This is a genomic window from Bacteroidales bacterium (assembly GCA_031276035.1).
GTDB lineage: Bacteria > Bacteroidota > Bacteroidia > Bacteroidales > BM520 > RGIG7150.
Map to the genome: position 1 here is coordinate 57,773 of JAISNV010000044.1, position 15,612 is coordinate 73,384.

The following is a 15,612-nucleotide window of genomic DNA, read 5'->3' on the forward strand; positions in this document are numbered from 1 at the left end:
TTGTACTATAGCAAGACAAATGTATTAAGACTTCCGACAAGTTGAATTACATCATTTACAGAAATTTATCTGTTTTTATTCTCAAAACTGAAAATAAATAAATGCTTGTAAATCCGCAGTAATAAATTGATATAAGAAGAATACTACAATAATCACAATCAACGCCATAAGCCAAAGAGGAAGCAGGGCGAAATTTATTCTGTACCAACGTTTAAATCTTTCGGGAAGCCAATGAATTATCATTCCTATTACAAAAAGAATGAAAATATAACGATATTCATAAAGTATGTCCGGAATAATATCTATCTGCCATTTACTACCTATACGTAAAATCATATTTTTGGCGGTTTCCCATGCTGTTCTGTTTGCTTCAACAGGATCTAAATTAGAGCCGGAACGGAAAAATAATCGTGTGAAAGTGATAAATACAAAAGTCAACATTATATTCCAACTGTTATTCAGCCATATAATTTGTTTTCCGGGTTTTATAAAAGAGTAGATGTAATCAATAAATGTTCCCAAAAAGATTATTCCCATCCAAATCATACCTATATTGAAAGCCGGATGACTGTAATAATAATTGGCTATGTAAAATGCTGCAAATGAAAGAAATGTTAAGAGTACACGACTGTCTTTTGCCAGGTTTTTCCATAATTTGTAAATAATTATTCCGAATCCGTTTAATCCGCCCCAGATTACAAAATTCCAGCTCGCTCCATGCCAGAGTCCGCCCAGCAACATGGTAATCATAAGATTAATATATGTTCTTGAAACTCCTTTTCTACTTCCGCCTAAAGGAATGTAAAGATAATCTTTAAGCCATGTTGAAAGAGAGATATGCCATCTTTTCCAGAAATTGCCGCAATTTGTTGCTTTATATGGTGAATTGAAGTTTTTCGGAAGATAAAATCCCATCAACATTGCAACTCCTATTGCAATATCAGTATATCCGGAAAAGTCTGCATAAACTTGCAGCGAATACACAAAAATTGCCATAAGATTTTCGAAACCAGTAAATAAATTCGGATTGGCGAAGATTCTGTCGGCAAAATTTACGGCAAGATAATCGCTGAGAATTATCTTCTTAATCAATCCGTTCAAAATCCAAAAAACGGCAATTCCGAATTGCCTGCGCGAAAGGAAATATTTTGTGTATAACTGAGGTACGAATTGATTTGCTCTAACAATGGGGCCGGCAACTAACTGCGGAAAGAAAGATGTGTAAAACCCGAAGTTTAAAATGTTATTAACGGGTTTAACTAAATCTCTTCTTATATCAACCAAATAGCTAATATTCTGAAAAGTATAAAAAGAAATTCCTACCGGGAGAAGAATTTTTCCGGTATCAAAAAGAGTTGTACCGCTTAAATCATTAGCCCATTTACATAAATAATTGACAACAACTAAATCTGTGCCGAAAATGTTGTTATATACATCGGTGAAAAAATATGCATATTTAAAATAGAATAAAACCAGCAAGTTTATAAATACCCCGATAAAAACGAGTAGGTTTTTTGTAGATTTCTTTTTTGCCGAAAAGATTTTCTTGCCTATGAAAAATCCGTATAAAGTTGAGAAAATCAATATCAAAACAAATAATCCGGAAGTTTTGTAATAAAAGAATAAACTTATCAGAAATAAATATGTATTTCTTAATAAAATTTTATTTTTCAGTAAACTGAATCCGGCAAAAACAATAGCAAAGAAGGCCCAGAAATAGAATTGAGTGAATAATAAAGGCTGCTGCTCATCAAAAATAAATATAAGCTTTAAGAAGGATATTATATTTTCAATAAAATTATCCATTAATTTTCACTTTCCAAGTTTATAGAAATATTATTCATTGTTATTCTTTTACTTTCTAAATAAGAATATATCATTTCATCCTTTCATTTTGTATCATAATCCTTTTGTACTTCACCTAAATATGCTTTTATAAAAGCGTTAAAAAACAGATCTCCAATTAATTCATATCCGATATTAGTGAAATGCACTTTATCGGTTTTTGCAAGTTTTGCTCTTTCCCATTTAACCATTGATTTTAGTCCGCCCATAACCTCAAACTGATCCCAAACCGCACCTTTTGTTTTTTCAGCTAATCGGAAGAATAATTCTCTGACAATAATACCTCTCGTATTAACCTTATAATCATTTTTTGAGATTCGGAAGTAACTGTCGTTATTTGTGATAAAAAGAAAAGCACATTCCGGATTAACTTTCCTTATCTTGTCAATCAACAGCAGATAATTTTCGACAAAAACATTCTCGTCAAATTCTGTTTCGGATGCATCATTAATTCCGAGTCCGAAGATAACAAGGTCTGGATTAATACTTTCCAGGTCTAAAGAAAAATATTCGCATTTTAGAAAAGATGCAACACTTGCGCCGTTAACCCCAATTGAATGATATGTAATTCCCGGCTCATCATTTTCAAGTAAAATTCCGGTTAATGTAAATGTTCCGTTTTCTTCATTCGGAATGTTTACAATAAAAGAATCATAAAAATCATCAACGCAGAAAGTGTAGGTTCTCCGTTGGGTATCTTTCTCCCAATAACTATATTCGGTATTATCAATAATTATTGTCGGATTGATTTCCGAATTTTCGGAAAAAGCGAATAATTTGATCTTATTGGTGCGATATTTTACAGTATCTTGAAGTGTTATTTTTATATGTGAAAATTTTTCATCGGTATAAATTGCAATTCCGGTAACGCCGAGCGGTTTCGGCAGGCTATCGTAAACATTCCTGATAAGATTGAAATCGCCATGCTTTGTTACAGAATAATCTAAAGGATTATTACATTTTCTTGCCGCGGAATACGGAAAAATTATTCCGCGACTGCCGATGTTTTCATTAAATACGTTTAACAGATTTATTCTGATTCGATTCGGGAGAATACCCGCTTGTACGTGAGAACCTCCGAAATGAATAATGTTAATATTGCCGTCGTTATTTTTTGTGATCGAATCTAATTTCCGGAAGAAAGGAATTATCAAAGACGAATCCTTGTTATAGACAAGTACGTTTTTGTCGAGATTAATAAAATCAAGATTTTCCAGATTGATTTGAGCATAAATATTTCCGCAGAAGATGAAAGATAATACAACTAATATAATTCTCATTTTACTCATAAATAATTGTATCATTGATTTGTTGATAATGGCTAACAGAATCTTCTTCATTTAAAAGAAGATTTAATGCTTCGAGGTACAAATCTTCGGAAACAGATTTTTTATATTTGAAGAAATCGTAAAATATGTTCAAATTGTTTACAAAGGAATTTCCTATAATATTTGCACCTTGCGGAGTAAAATGTACATAATCATTGACGGCGTAACCGTTCTGAACCCAAACCGGCATTGAATTTTCTCCTCCCATGGCATTGTACATATCCCAAAACGTTGCTCCGTTTTTTGTAACCGCTTCTTTGATGGAATTGACAAAATCGGGCAACAATGAGTATGTTACCATTTCTCCGTCTTTCTTTGTGCTCATATCGGAAGGACCGATAAAAATGATTTTTAAATCCGGATTAATCTTTTTTAGATATGCAATCTGATGTGCAATAAGGTTTGTATAATAATCGATACTTGTTTTACCGGATAAACTTGGAATAGAATTTCCCCCGAATTGAAGAATTATCATTCCCACATCGCATAAATTATACATTTGTTTTAAATTGTAACTGTTCAATCCTGTAAAGAAGGTTCCTGATGAGCCGCGAATCGGAATATTATCAACACTTACACCATAGCCGTTATCCAAGGTAATTCCAAAAATATCCGCATTTCCGTTTAATTCCAAATTCAGATGTGAAGATGTTGAATCAATTACCCAGTACATAATTCCTAAAGAAGGATTTTCGCAAGTTTGTACCGATTTGTATTTTGTTTTTCTATCGGATAGGACGCCGGAAAAATTATTGTCAAAGCTGTCATAAATAACAGAAACTCTTGATATTCGCGTTACTTTAATATCAATATTTTTAAAAGACGAAGGAAAAATCGAAAGATTTACGGTGCCGTTTATTCGGTAATTCTTTGCCATTATTCCATAATTTTTATCATCACGTTTTTCCGCATTTCCGTATATTGCATATTCTGATATATTATCACCTGATATTCTCTGTGTTACTGATGAGGTTGGGATGCTTTGAATAAGCGGAATCATTCCCGGACCGCCGCCGCCGAATTTATTTTGAAAAAAACTTCGGATATTAGAACTTATTCTATCGGTTTCGATTTGAGAATCACCATAGTGAAGAATCCTGATAATCCTTTCGGTAATTTTACAATTATCCATTTCATTGAAAATACTGTCGAAGAAATGAATGTTATTGTCCGGTAAATATAATTTAGTATTGTGAAATATTTTTGATTGATAAAATTGAATAGAATCGGCAATTGCGTTTAAAGTAGAGTCACGTATTAATAATTCTTGCCTGATGTATTCATCTTCAATGTTGTTTTCTTCCATTGATGAAAGAATATCAGACATTTCTTTTTTATTGATTGAACTTTTTGAAAGAATACTTTCAAGAGAAGGAAATCTTAGTACAATATTTCCGATCTTTACTCCGGATTCCGGAAAACAAAAAGATAAAATTGCAAGTGCAATAATGATTGAAAAGATAAATATTACTGTTTTATACGACTTCATATATTAGTAGGATGGGGAAGAATTAAAAAAGGGTCAATTACGCTTTTTAATTCCTGAATTTTAACCATTACACTCATAATGAATACATTAATTGTGAAAAATTCATCATTTTATTTATCAATATTTTATCTTTTCCAAAGATTTCCAAAAATCTTCCGCACTCTTGTCCCAATCGAATAATTTTCGTCTTTCACGACCTTTTTCTATTAATTGCCGGCGCAGGTTTTCATCTGTACTTAATTTAATCATTGCATCTGCAATTTCATCTACATTGAATGGGTCGACAATTAACGCCGCATCGCCGGCAACTTCCGGCATTGAAGTGGTATTTGAAGTAATTACCGCAGTTTCAGCATTAAAAGCTTCAACAATAGGAATTCCGAATCCTTCGAAAATAGAAACATAAACTTGTGCTATGGATGATGCCACAACATTATTTAATTTTTCTTGCGGAAGATAACCGGTAAAAATAACATCGTCTTTAAAATTCATTGAATTATAAACTTGTTCCAACTCTTCATAAGAAGTTTTTCTGTTGCCTACAATAACAAGTTTTTCGTTACCGGGAATCATATTTTTGTATCTGTCAAAAGCACGTAAAAGGTTTACAAGATTTTTCCTTTTGTAAAATGCTCCCACGTAAAGGAAATATCTTTCACCTTGTGTTAATTCCTTCCTTACCTCAATTTGCTTTTCTTCGGAAAGAGGAAAATAATCACTTGATGCGGCATTATGTACAACATCAATCTTATCTTTACTAATACCGTAAGTTTTTATTATATCCTGCTTTGTGTATTCTGAAACGGCAATAACTCTATCCGATTTCTCAATATATTTCGGCACATATTTCCTGTAATATGCGAGATGTTTTTTATTAGAAAAGAATTCGGGAAAGTGCACATAATTAAGATCATGTATAACATCCAGAGTTGGTGTTTTAGATCGAAGCGATATCCAGCCGTCTGTAGAAACAAAAATATCGGCTTTATATTTTTTTAAAGCAAAATAAATTCCCCACTCAAAAAACAAATACCATAATATTCTTGCTCTTGCCTGAGGGCGTACAACAACGGGAGTTATATTATCGGAATATATAAACTCCGGAGAATATTGTCGGTCAAAAAAGAAAATAAACTCATGCTCAGGATGATTTTTGGTAATCCTTTTGAGAATTTCATGAGTAACCATTCCGATACCTTCGAGCCGGCCGGAAAGTAAAAGTCGGGTATTTACTGCTATTCTCATTATTCTAAAACACTTGCAAGAAATTCTTGCAATTCATCGCCCATAATATTTCTTTTAACGATAATTCCGTTTTTATCAATAATAACATTAGCCGGAATTGAGCGTACGGCGTATAAGCCTGCAGCTTCATTATCCCACATTTTTAAATCGGAAACATGATGCCATGTCAAATTATCCTCATCAATAGCTTTTACCCATGCATCTTTTGCACGATCCAAAGAAACGCCGAGAATATCAAAACCTTTGTCTTTGTACATGTTGTAAGCAATAACAACATTTGGGTTTTCATTGCGACAGGGACCGCACCATGAAGCCCAGAAATCTACAAGTAAATAACCGTTTCCAACCAAATTTGATAAATTGATAGGATTTCCTTCAATATCATTCATTGTAAAGTCAACAAACTTTTTGCCTACCGCAACATTATTAAGTTTTTGTACATAATCTGCTAGCGATTCATAATCAGGAGTTTTTTTAGCTTCATTTGTTAAAAAATTAAATGCTCCATTTATTTCATCGGCATCGAACTTATAAGAATTTCTGTATAATAAGTATGTAGAGACGGCGGAATTCGGATTATTTTTAACAAAGTCAAGGATTAATTGATTTTTTTGTTTGTCTAATTTGTCGTAATCTTCCCCAATTTTTTTCAGTTCATTTTCATGCCTGTCTTCTCTACTGAGTTCAACATATTTAGCATATAATTCTTCTTGTTCTTTTTCAATTTCTTTATTCGATTTAATATAAGCTTGGTATAAATCGTTGGATGTTGAACCCGTAATCATAATATTATCAGGATTATCTCTGTCGCCTGAAATTGTTATTTTAGAATTTTCGAGGAAGAAAGCTTTGAAAGGTTTATCTTGTTCAAAAGCGAGATAAACTAATTTTGGAGAATCAACAGAGCCTTTAACGTTAAACTGCCCGTTTGTTATTGTAATATCGTGCAAAACCGAATAATTCCTACCGGTTCTTTCGATAATAAAGAGTTTATCAGCCTTATTTAACTTACCGTTAATAACGTATTCGCTTGATTTTGTGGAACAAGAAGCAAGAGTAACAGCTACTAAAATTCCTAATAAGATTTTTTTCATAGATATATTCATTTTATATTAATAATTCAAAAATGCATTTAAAATTTCAGAATATGTTATTGTTAAAGGCTGAAGTCCGAAACAATAATATATTTGTAATTATTCTTCGAATTGTTTCTATTTCGCAATCCGAACAGTGACAAACTGTTTATATTCAGTTTTATATTTCTAAATTTCTTCATTTACTTTTTCTTTTGTTTTACCTTCAACTACAATTACAATTTCGCCTTTAATTGTTTTGTCGTTAAAATACTCGCATAACTCGTTTAAACTACCTCTGACATATTCTTCGTGCAACTTGCTGATTTCTCGTGCAACAGCAGCTTGCCGTTTTTCTCCCAGATATTCTTTGAGCTGATTTAAAGTTTTAAGAAGTCGAAACGGCGATTCATACAATACAAAGGTTTGATCGATATTTTTCAATTGTTCGAGTTTAGTTATTCTTCCTTTTTTATGAGGAAGAAAACCTTCGAAATAAAATCTGTCGCAAGGAAGTCCGGAACATACCAAAGCGGGAATAATTGCTGTAGCACCCGGAAGACATTCAACGTTAATGTTATGTTTAATACATTCTCTTATAAGAAGATATCCCGGATCGGAAATTCCCGGCGTACCGGCATCAGTAACCAAACAAACGGATTCTGCGGATTTTATTTTGTTTATGATATTGTTTAATACCGAATGTTCATTGTATTGATGAAAGGCAATCATCTTTGTGTTGATATCGTAATGCTTAAGTAAATTTCCCGAAGTTCTTGTATCTTCCGCAAGAATAAAATCGGCATTCTTTAAAGTATTTATCGCCCTAATGGTAATATCATCCAGATTTCCTATCGGTGTCGGTACAATAAACAGTTTTGCCATATTATTTTTTATCTAATTCTTGAAGAAATTCTACCATCAGCCGTACAAATTCACTACTTCTATCTAAAATATTTTCATTAGGCAGATCGTAGATATTGTGATATTCAACTAAACCGCTGCCTTGAGTATGAATAAATACCGACGGCACGTTTTTAGCATATAAAGGAGCATGGTCGCTATTATATGATACATCTTTAACAACGACTTTAGGGAAGTAATTATTTTTTTCGTTTAATGCTTTCAGGATTTCGGTTTCTTCAGGAAAAACTTTTCCTTGCACAATAGTAATTCCGTCGGATCCGCCGCCGACCATGTCGAAGTTGATAAAGAAATCGATTTTATCAAGTGGAATGGGCGGATTATCCGCGAAGTATTTCGAACCGATTAATCCGGCTTCTTCGCCTGTAAAAGCTATAATTAACAAATGATGTTCGAGATTAATCTTTTCTTCTTTCAGATATTTTGCAATTGCTAACAGAGTTGCAATTCCGGTTGAATTATCATTTGCTCCGGGCATGTGGATTTCTTTGCCGAAACCGCCGATATGATCGTAATGAGCTCCTATCATAAGATAGTTTGCATTTTCCGATCTGCCAGGAATAAATCCGATTACATTGCGGGTATTAAATTCTTTGATTTCCTTATTTTTAATATCAACATAAAGTTTTTTTGCCGATGTATCGATTGCATCTTTTGTAACGTAAATAGTAAAATTATCTTTCAATTCGCGGGCATCGCTCATCGCCCAAGACAACCTGTTGTTTTTAGAAATTATTATTGTTCCGGCGTAAGGCTCAAAATCTTTATTTATTAAATTCGAATGAAATCTGTCGGTTAAAAGAACTTTTGTTTTATCGCCCAGTGCTAATATTTCTTGAAAAGCATCATTGTGCACCAGCGGATCATTAAGAAAAGGAACAATTGTAAAATTACCTTTTGCCGATCCGGATGATCTTGTAATTATAAATTCCGAAGCAGGATCTAATTTTTTTCCGTCTATGATAACTTTTGGAGTCTTAATAAAATCGGAAGTAGGGTAGGACAGGTCTTGAAAATATGAATTATTAAACCTAGAAAGTTGAAGTTTTCCAAATTCGTCGGCAATAAACTTTGAAGCCTTTTTTGCTCCTTTGTTTGTATATGCTCTGCCGGACATGGCTTTTGAAGTTAAGTTATCAATAATGTACCGCATATATACCAAATCTTGCGACAGTGCAAACACACTGTAAAATAAAAAAGAAATGCTTATTAATATGCGTTTCATGTGAAAACTTTTTAATTCATTTGTTTTTAATTTGCCCGTTCGTATTTAGCCGGCATAGAGATTTATTTTCAAAAGTGTTGTATTTTCCTGTACCGGATTTGTAATGTTAATAACTATTTTAATTTCAAACATATAAAATAATATAATTTCTTTTTAAGCTCTTTTGCGTGCTTTTATATTATTTATAATTTATGTTCTTCTCTGTTTTAAAAGATTAATATCTTCTCTCAATTATATCCTCAAACTTTTTAAATGCTTCGTCTTCAAAATCCCAACCATATTTGTTTATCAGTAATTGAAGTAAAATCCTCGCATCATTTAAAGATGAGAAATTATTGAATTTTTCTATTGTTTCATTGTAAAAATTAACATCGCCATCGAATAATCTATTGATAAAGAAAAATTTATCATTAATGCCAATAGCTAATTTAATATTGGAGATTTTTTCTTTACTTACTTTATCCGCAATAGTATTCTTTGATTCCGTGACAATAGTATTAGCAATAGTGCTGCTGACCGAAGACAACTTTTCAGCAATAGTTACATGCTTTGAATCATCAACCTTCTCTTCAATAATAATCCTCTCTTCAATAATTTCCTCTTTTCTTTCAAAAACAAATAAATCATCGCCCGCTATTTTCTTTTCGGGTTCATTATTTTCTTTTATTGATATGTCATGCGTTGCATTTTTATCCGCCTGTTCATTACTTTGAATATCTTCAAATTCTCTTTTCTCGAAGTCAAAAAAGATTTCATCATGAGTATCTTGTATATTTTCGATTTCAGGCTTGGGAAGATTGTTTTCTATTTCTTCTTCTTTATAGTTATCATCTTCCGGCTCACTATCAACCGTATATTTCTTTTCTTCAGCAGCCTGTTTTTCCTCAAGGATTTTTTCATTTTCAATAATTTCTTCCTCTTCAGGTTGAATTTTTAGTTCATACTTAATTTCTTTTTCAATAAAAGGAGAAATAACCTCTTCTTGCTTTTTATCGGAAATATAGTTCTCAACTTCTTTTTGAGGATAACTTTCGATTTTTAATACTTCTTTATAAAGATTTTTCAAAGCATCTTTTAGCAGATCAAGTTCAATAGGATGAATTTTTTCTTCTGATAAAACCTTGTTTGTTAAATCATTAACAATCTTAAGATCTGAATCTAAGGAATTATTAATATTCATGACGATTTTTTTAGATTTTCAATTCGCTAAGGTACAAAAAATCGTAAATTTGCAGCATAATTTAAATTGAAATTTATCAACTATTTATTGATATGTTTTTTGAACGATCATATAATAATACTGCTCGTAGCGGTTGGATTGAAGTAATCTGCGGATCAATGTTTTCCGGAAAAACCGAAGAGCTGTTGCGAAGGTTAAGAAGGGCGAAGATAGCAAAACAACGCGTAGAAATCTATAAACCGAAAATTGATATAAGATATGATGATGTGAATATTGTTTCGCATGATGATAATGCTATTCCTTCCAAACCTGTTGAAACTGCGGAAGAAATTTTGTTTTATGCACAGGGTGTTGATGTTATAGGAATTGATGAAGCTCAGTTTTTTGATGTAGAACTTGCTAATGTTTGCAACAAATTAGCCGATCAGGGAATTAGAGTTATTGTTGCCGGACTGGATATGGATTTTCAAAGAGTACCTTTTGGTCCGATGCCCGCATTAATTGCTTCTGCCGAATATGTTGATAAAGTGCATGCTGTTTGTGTTAAATGCGGTAATTTAGCACAATATTCTCATAGAACGGCCGTAGGCAAGCAGCAAGTTTTGCTTGGGGAAACCGACAGTTATGAGCCGCTTTGCAGGGCCTGCTATTTAAACTCAACCGGGAATAATAAATAGTGAACAAATTTGTATCTCTAATAATCCTTTATATTTAGTTATTCATATTTTGACCCTAAAATTACCAAATCATTTTTAATCCTTAATTCTTAATTTTTGATTATTTCCCTATCTTTGCATTTACAATAAAATTATTATAATATGAAAAGACTTTACAACATTTTATTAATTTCCTTATTGTGTTTATGTTCGACACAACTTAAGTCTCAAACAAATATTTTTACTGTCGGAACTTCTAATTTAAACGTCGGCATTCATGTGCCGACATATTTTTCTAATATGATTCTTCCGCCTGTTTCTGTTTCTTATGATTATGGTATTGTTGATTTCGGAATGCCAGGGTCAATGGGAATCGGCGGATATTTTGGTTTTTCCGGTTCAAAATCACGTTATAATTGGAACGGAATAAATAATTATTGGTCGATAAATACCAGCTATATAAATTTAGGCCCAAGAGTTAGCTACCATTTCAATGGTATTCCAAATGTATCGAAATTAGATTTGTATGTGCATTTGTTTTTAGGAGTTCAGATACGGAATTATGTGTATAGATATAGTAATCAATATGTTGGAGATAAAATGAATCCATATACCGATGCAGGATTTGCCGCAGATTTTAAAATAGGTGCAAAATACTGGTTTAAAGACTCTTTCGGAGCCTATTTAGAAATTGGTTGGGGAAGCATAAGCGCTATAGAACTGGGAGTTTCATTTAAATTTTAATTCTTAAATGAAAGTCAAAACCGACAATATATTGTCACTGGAAGGGTTTTCTTTATCTTTCCTTTCCGATGATGTATATAACGAGGTTGTTGATAACGTATCTTTCGCCGTAAAGAAAGGTAAAACGCTCGGCATAGTAGGAGAATCGGGTTCCGGGAAAACTGTTACAACTTTATCTCTGATAAAGCTTTTGGATTATCCTCCGGCGAGAATAGATGAAGGAAAAGCTGATTTCTCTATTGACGGAGAAACGGTTGATTTACTTTCGCTGCCTGAAAAAAAACTCGTAAAGTATAGAGGTAAAAGAATCAGTTGTATTTTTCAAACTCCAATGACATCGCTCAATCCTTCGATGCGTTGCGGACATCAAATTACTGAGATTCTTAAAATTCATCTCAAATTAAATAAAAAAGATGCGTACGACGAAACTATCCGCTTATTTAATGAAGTGCGATTACCTCGTCCGGAACATATTTTTAAGTCATATCCCCATGAAATTTCCGGCGGTCAACGCCAGCGAGTCATGATTGCAATGGCAATAGCTTGTCGTCCAGATATCCTAATCGCAGACGAACCGACTACCGCCCTCGATGTCAGTGTTCAAAAAAGCATTATTGAACTATTAAAAGATATACAGGAAAAATATCAAATGTCTATAATCTTTATCTCTCATAATCTTGGAATTGTGCGCGCTATTGCAGATTATGTAATTGTGATGAATAAAGGAAAAGTTGTAGAAACCAATACCGCAGAAAATATTTTTAATCATCCGCAACAAGCATACACAATGGGATTGATGGCTTGTAAACCCCCGTTGAATTTCAACTTGAAATATCTGCCTACTGTTGAAGATGTCGAAAAATTGAAAGAAAAAAATCCGAATTTCTCTGTAAATGAATATATCAAATCATTAATAATTGATAAAAACTTTTCTATTGATAATGAAAATAAGATTCTTTCGGTTCAAAATTTGAAAGTATATTATCCTCAGAAAGTAAATTCTTTCGGTAACGTAAAAAAATATATTAAAGCCGTTGATGATATTTCTTTTGATATTTACGATGGTGAAACTTTAAGTTTGCTGGGAGAGTCGGGTTGCGGAAAATCTACTACGGCAAGAGTTATTGCCGGATTGTTGTATCCTACATCGGGAAGTATATTTTTTAATAATTACGATATCAGTAATTTGCGGGGCAGAAAAAGAATCGGCTTTTGCAAGGAAATTCAAATGGTTTTTCAAGATCCGTATTCTTCTTTAAATCCTAAGAAAACGGTAGGACAAGCAATGATGGAGCCCCTGAGAGTTCATAAAATATTGGATAATGAAAAACAACGCAAGGAAAAAGTAAATTATTTACTTGATGTTGTCGGCATGAATCCGAATGATTTCGATAAATATCCTCATGAATTTTCAGGCGGACAAAGGCAAAGAGTTTGTATAGCAAGGGCATTAACATTAAATCCGAAATTACTTATCTGCGACGAACCGGTTTCGTCTTTAGATGTTTCGGTTCAGGCAAAAGTTTTGAATTTACTTCAAAAATTAAAAGAAGATTTTAAACTCAGTATGTTGTTTATTTCGCACGATATTGCGGTTGTACGCCACGTTTCCGAGAGGATTTCGGTGATGAAAGACGGCGCAATAATTGAAAGTGCAAATCCGTTTAATTTAATCAGTAATCCTCAAAATCCTTACACGGAAAATTTAATTAAATCATCATTATAATGGCAAATAAAAAATCAAAACCCAACATCACAAAACTTCAAAGAAACAGCTTTATGGCTGAAGTACTTAAAGTTTTTACAACTAATTCCCAGAAATCATATAATTTCCGTCAGATATCTTCCCTGCTCGGTGTAAACGATAAAGCCAGCAAAGAGCTCGTCAGAACTATGTTATATGAACTAAAACAAGTAAATGCCATAAATGAAATCTCACGCGGCAAATTTAAACTAAATGAAGATCTTGCCGAAAGTTATGGGCCAAAGGCTACTGTTGTTACAGGTAAAGTGGATATGAAATCCACAGGTAAAGCTTATGTTATCTGTAAAGATATGGATGAAGATGTTTTTATTGCGGCAAACAATACGGGAACGGCTTTTCATGGCGATACGGTTCAAGTTAGATTATTTCCGCAGAGAAAGAACAGGAAACTTGAAGGAAAAATTATCAAGATAGTGAAACGAGACAGAACGCAGTTTGTAGGTGTGTTTAAGAAATCTCCGAAGTTTGCTTTCGTTATTCCCGACGGTGATAATATGCCTGTCGATTTCTTCATTCCTTTGGAAGATTCTATGAAAGCAAAAGATGGAGAGAAAGTTGTTGTAGAATTAGCCGAATGGCCGGACAAGGCGAAGAATCCGGTTGCAAAGGTTGTTGAAATTTTAGGGCAACCCGGCGATAATAATGTTGAAATGCTGTCGATTCTTGTAAATAACGCTTTTCCTGCACACTTCCCGTCTAATGTCGAAAAAGAAGCTGAAAAAATTCCTCATACAATAAGTGAATCTGAGATTAGTAAAAGAAGAGATTTCCGTAATATTCTTACTTTTACGATTGACCCCGCGGATGCTAAGGATTTCGACGATGCTTTGTCTCTGCAATATTTGCCGGATGGCGATTATGAAGTGGGAATTCATATCGCTGATGTTTCTCATTATGTGCACCCGAGTACTTTAATTGATAATGAGGCCTTCGATAGAGGAACGTCTGTTTATCTTGTTGATAGAACAATCCCGATGTTGCCTGAAGCTTTGTCGAATGAATTGTGTTCTCTTCAGCCGAATAAAGACAGGCTTTGTTTTTCCGCAGTTTTTGTTCTTGATGAAGAAGCGAAAGTGAAAAATCAATGGTTCGGTAAAACGGTAATTCATTCTGACAGAAGATTTGATTATGAGGAAGCACAAGCTATTATTGAAGGAAAACAGGACGAATATTCAAAAGTGATGCTAACTCTTGATAGGCTTGCAAAAAAACTTCGCGACGAAAGATATAAAAAAGGTTCTATCGATTTCGGTTCGGAAGAAGTTAAATTCAAACTTGATGAAACCGGAAAACCTATAGAAGTTTATTTCAAGGAATCAAAAGATTCTAATAAATTGATTGAGGATTTTATGCTTCTGGCAAACAGAAAAGTTGCCGAACGTATTCAAACTTTCAAAAAAAATCCGAAAGACGAATCAAAACCATTTGTTTATCGTATTCATGATAAGCCGAATGAAGCTAAACTAATGCAGTTTTCCGATTTCATCGGAAAGATGGGTTATAAACTTAATCTTTCAAATCACAAAACAATTTCGGCCTCATTAAATAAATTATTTACTGATATCAGCGGCAAAGGCGAACAAAATATGATAGAAACCATTGCTGTTAGAACTATGGCAAAAGCGATTTATTCCACAAGAAATATAGGGCATTACGGATTAGCTTTCGATTTTTACACTCATTTTACATCACCTATTCGCCGTTATCCCGACTTGATGGTTCATAGATTGTTGTTTAATTATATTAATAACAAAAATTATGTTGTTGACGGAGAGGAGCTGGAGGAAAAATGTATTCATTGCAGCGAAATGGAGCGCAGAGCCGCTGATGCGGAAAGAGATTCCGTAAAATTGAAACAAATGGAATTTATGGCGGAGCATATCGGAAAAACTTTCCACGGACTTATTTCGGGAGTTTCCAAATGGGGATTGTTTGTTGAACTCGACATAAGCAAAGCCGAAGGTTTGGTTCGAATAGAAGATATGAAAGACGATTTCTATTATCTTGATGAAGAAAATTATCAGGTTGTTGGCCATCATCACGGTAAAGTTTATAAATTAAGCGATCCTATTGATGTTGTGGTAAAAAGCATAGATTTACAAAAGAAACAAATGGACTTGGCAATAGCAGAAAAATAA

At 33.3% G+C, this 15,612-nt stretch carries 12 protein-coding genes; 4 read left to right on the forward strand and 8 right to left on the reverse strand.

From position 1 onward, the window contains the following. Positions 1-81 precede the first annotated feature (81 nt). The 8 genes from LBP67_10760 to LBP67_10795 form a co-directional block, all read right to left on the reverse strand. Positions 82-1,806 carry an MBOAT family protein gene (locus tag LBP67_10760; protein MDR2085461.1) on the reverse strand — a complete coding sequence of 575 codons (1,725 nt, stop codon included), beginning with the start codon at positions 1,804-1,806 and terminating at the stop codon, positions 82-84. A gap of 83 nt (positions 1,807-1,889) precedes the next feature. After that, complete coding sequence (locus LBP67_10765; GenBank protein MDR2085462.1) at positions 1,890-3,185, reverse strand: GDSL-type esterase/lipase family protein; 1,296 nt, start codon at positions 3,183-3,185, stop codon at positions 1,890-1,892. Beyond that, complete coding sequence (locus LBP67_10770) at positions 3,127-4,662, reverse strand: hypothetical protein (GenBank protein MDR2085463.1); 1,536 nt, start codon at positions 4,660-4,662, stop codon at positions 3,127-3,129. Before LBP67_10770 ends, LBP67_10765 begins: the two co-directional genes overlap by 59 nt. A gap of 117 nt (positions 4,663-4,779) precedes the next feature. Continuing rightward, positions 4,780-5,907, reverse strand: coding sequence for a glycosyltransferase family 4 protein (locus LBP67_10775; GenBank protein ID MDR2085464.1), 1,128 nt, complete (start codon positions 5,905-5,907; stop codon positions 4,780-4,782). Next, positions 5,907-7,001, reverse strand: a complete 1,095-nt coding sequence (locus LBP67_10780; protein ID MDR2085465.1) for an AhpC/TSA family protein — start codon at positions 6,999-7,001, stop codon at positions 5,907-5,909. Before LBP67_10780 ends, LBP67_10775 begins: the two co-directional genes overlap by 1 nt. Positions 7,002-7,169: 168 nt before the next feature. Beyond that, positions 7,170-7,865, reverse strand: a complete 696-nt coding sequence (gene rsmI, locus LBP67_10785) for a 16S rRNA (cytidine(1402)-2'-O)-methyltransferase (protein ID MDR2085466.1) — start codon at positions 7,863-7,865, stop codon at positions 7,170-7,172. A gap of 1 nt (position 7,866) precedes the next feature. Beyond that, on the reverse strand, positions 7,867-9,129 hold the full coding sequence (locus LBP67_10790) for a M20/M25/M40 family metallo-hydrolase (protein MDR2085467.1): 1,263 nt from the start codon (positions 9,127-9,129) through the stop codon (positions 7,867-7,869). Positions 9,130-9,343: 214 nt separating this feature from the next. Beyond that, positions 9,344-10,309, reverse strand: coding sequence for a hypothetical protein (locus tag LBP67_10795; GenBank protein ID MDR2085468.1), 966 nt, complete (start codon positions 10,307-10,309; stop codon positions 9,344-9,346). 92 nt (positions 10,310-10,401) lie between these two features. Between LBP67_10795 and LBP67_10800 the strand changes: the two genes are divergently transcribed. From LBP67_10800 to rnr, 4 genes are all read left to right on the forward strand, one after another. Then, entirely contained in the window at positions 10,402-10,986 is a 585-nt protein-coding gene (locus LBP67_10800; GenBank protein MDR2085469.1) for a thymidine kinase, read from the forward strand. A 141-nt stretch (positions 10,987-11,127) separates the two neighbouring features. Beyond that, the gene (locus LBP67_10805) at positions 11,128-11,709 is read left to right on the forward strand and encodes a hypothetical protein (GenBank protein MDR2085470.1); all 582 of its coding nucleotides are present in this window, start codon (positions 11,128-11,130) and stop codon (positions 11,707-11,709) included. 7 nt (positions 11,710-11,716) lie between these two features. Next, entirely contained in the window at positions 11,717-13,435 is a 1,719-nt protein-coding gene (locus tag LBP67_10810; GenBank protein MDR2085471.1) for an ABC transporter ATP-binding protein, read from the forward strand. Next, entirely contained in the window at positions 13,435-15,612 is a 2,178-nt protein-coding gene (gene rnr / locus LBP67_10815; GenBank protein MDR2085472.1) for a ribonuclease R, read from the forward strand. Before LBP67_10810 ends, rnr begins: the two co-directional genes overlap by 1 nt.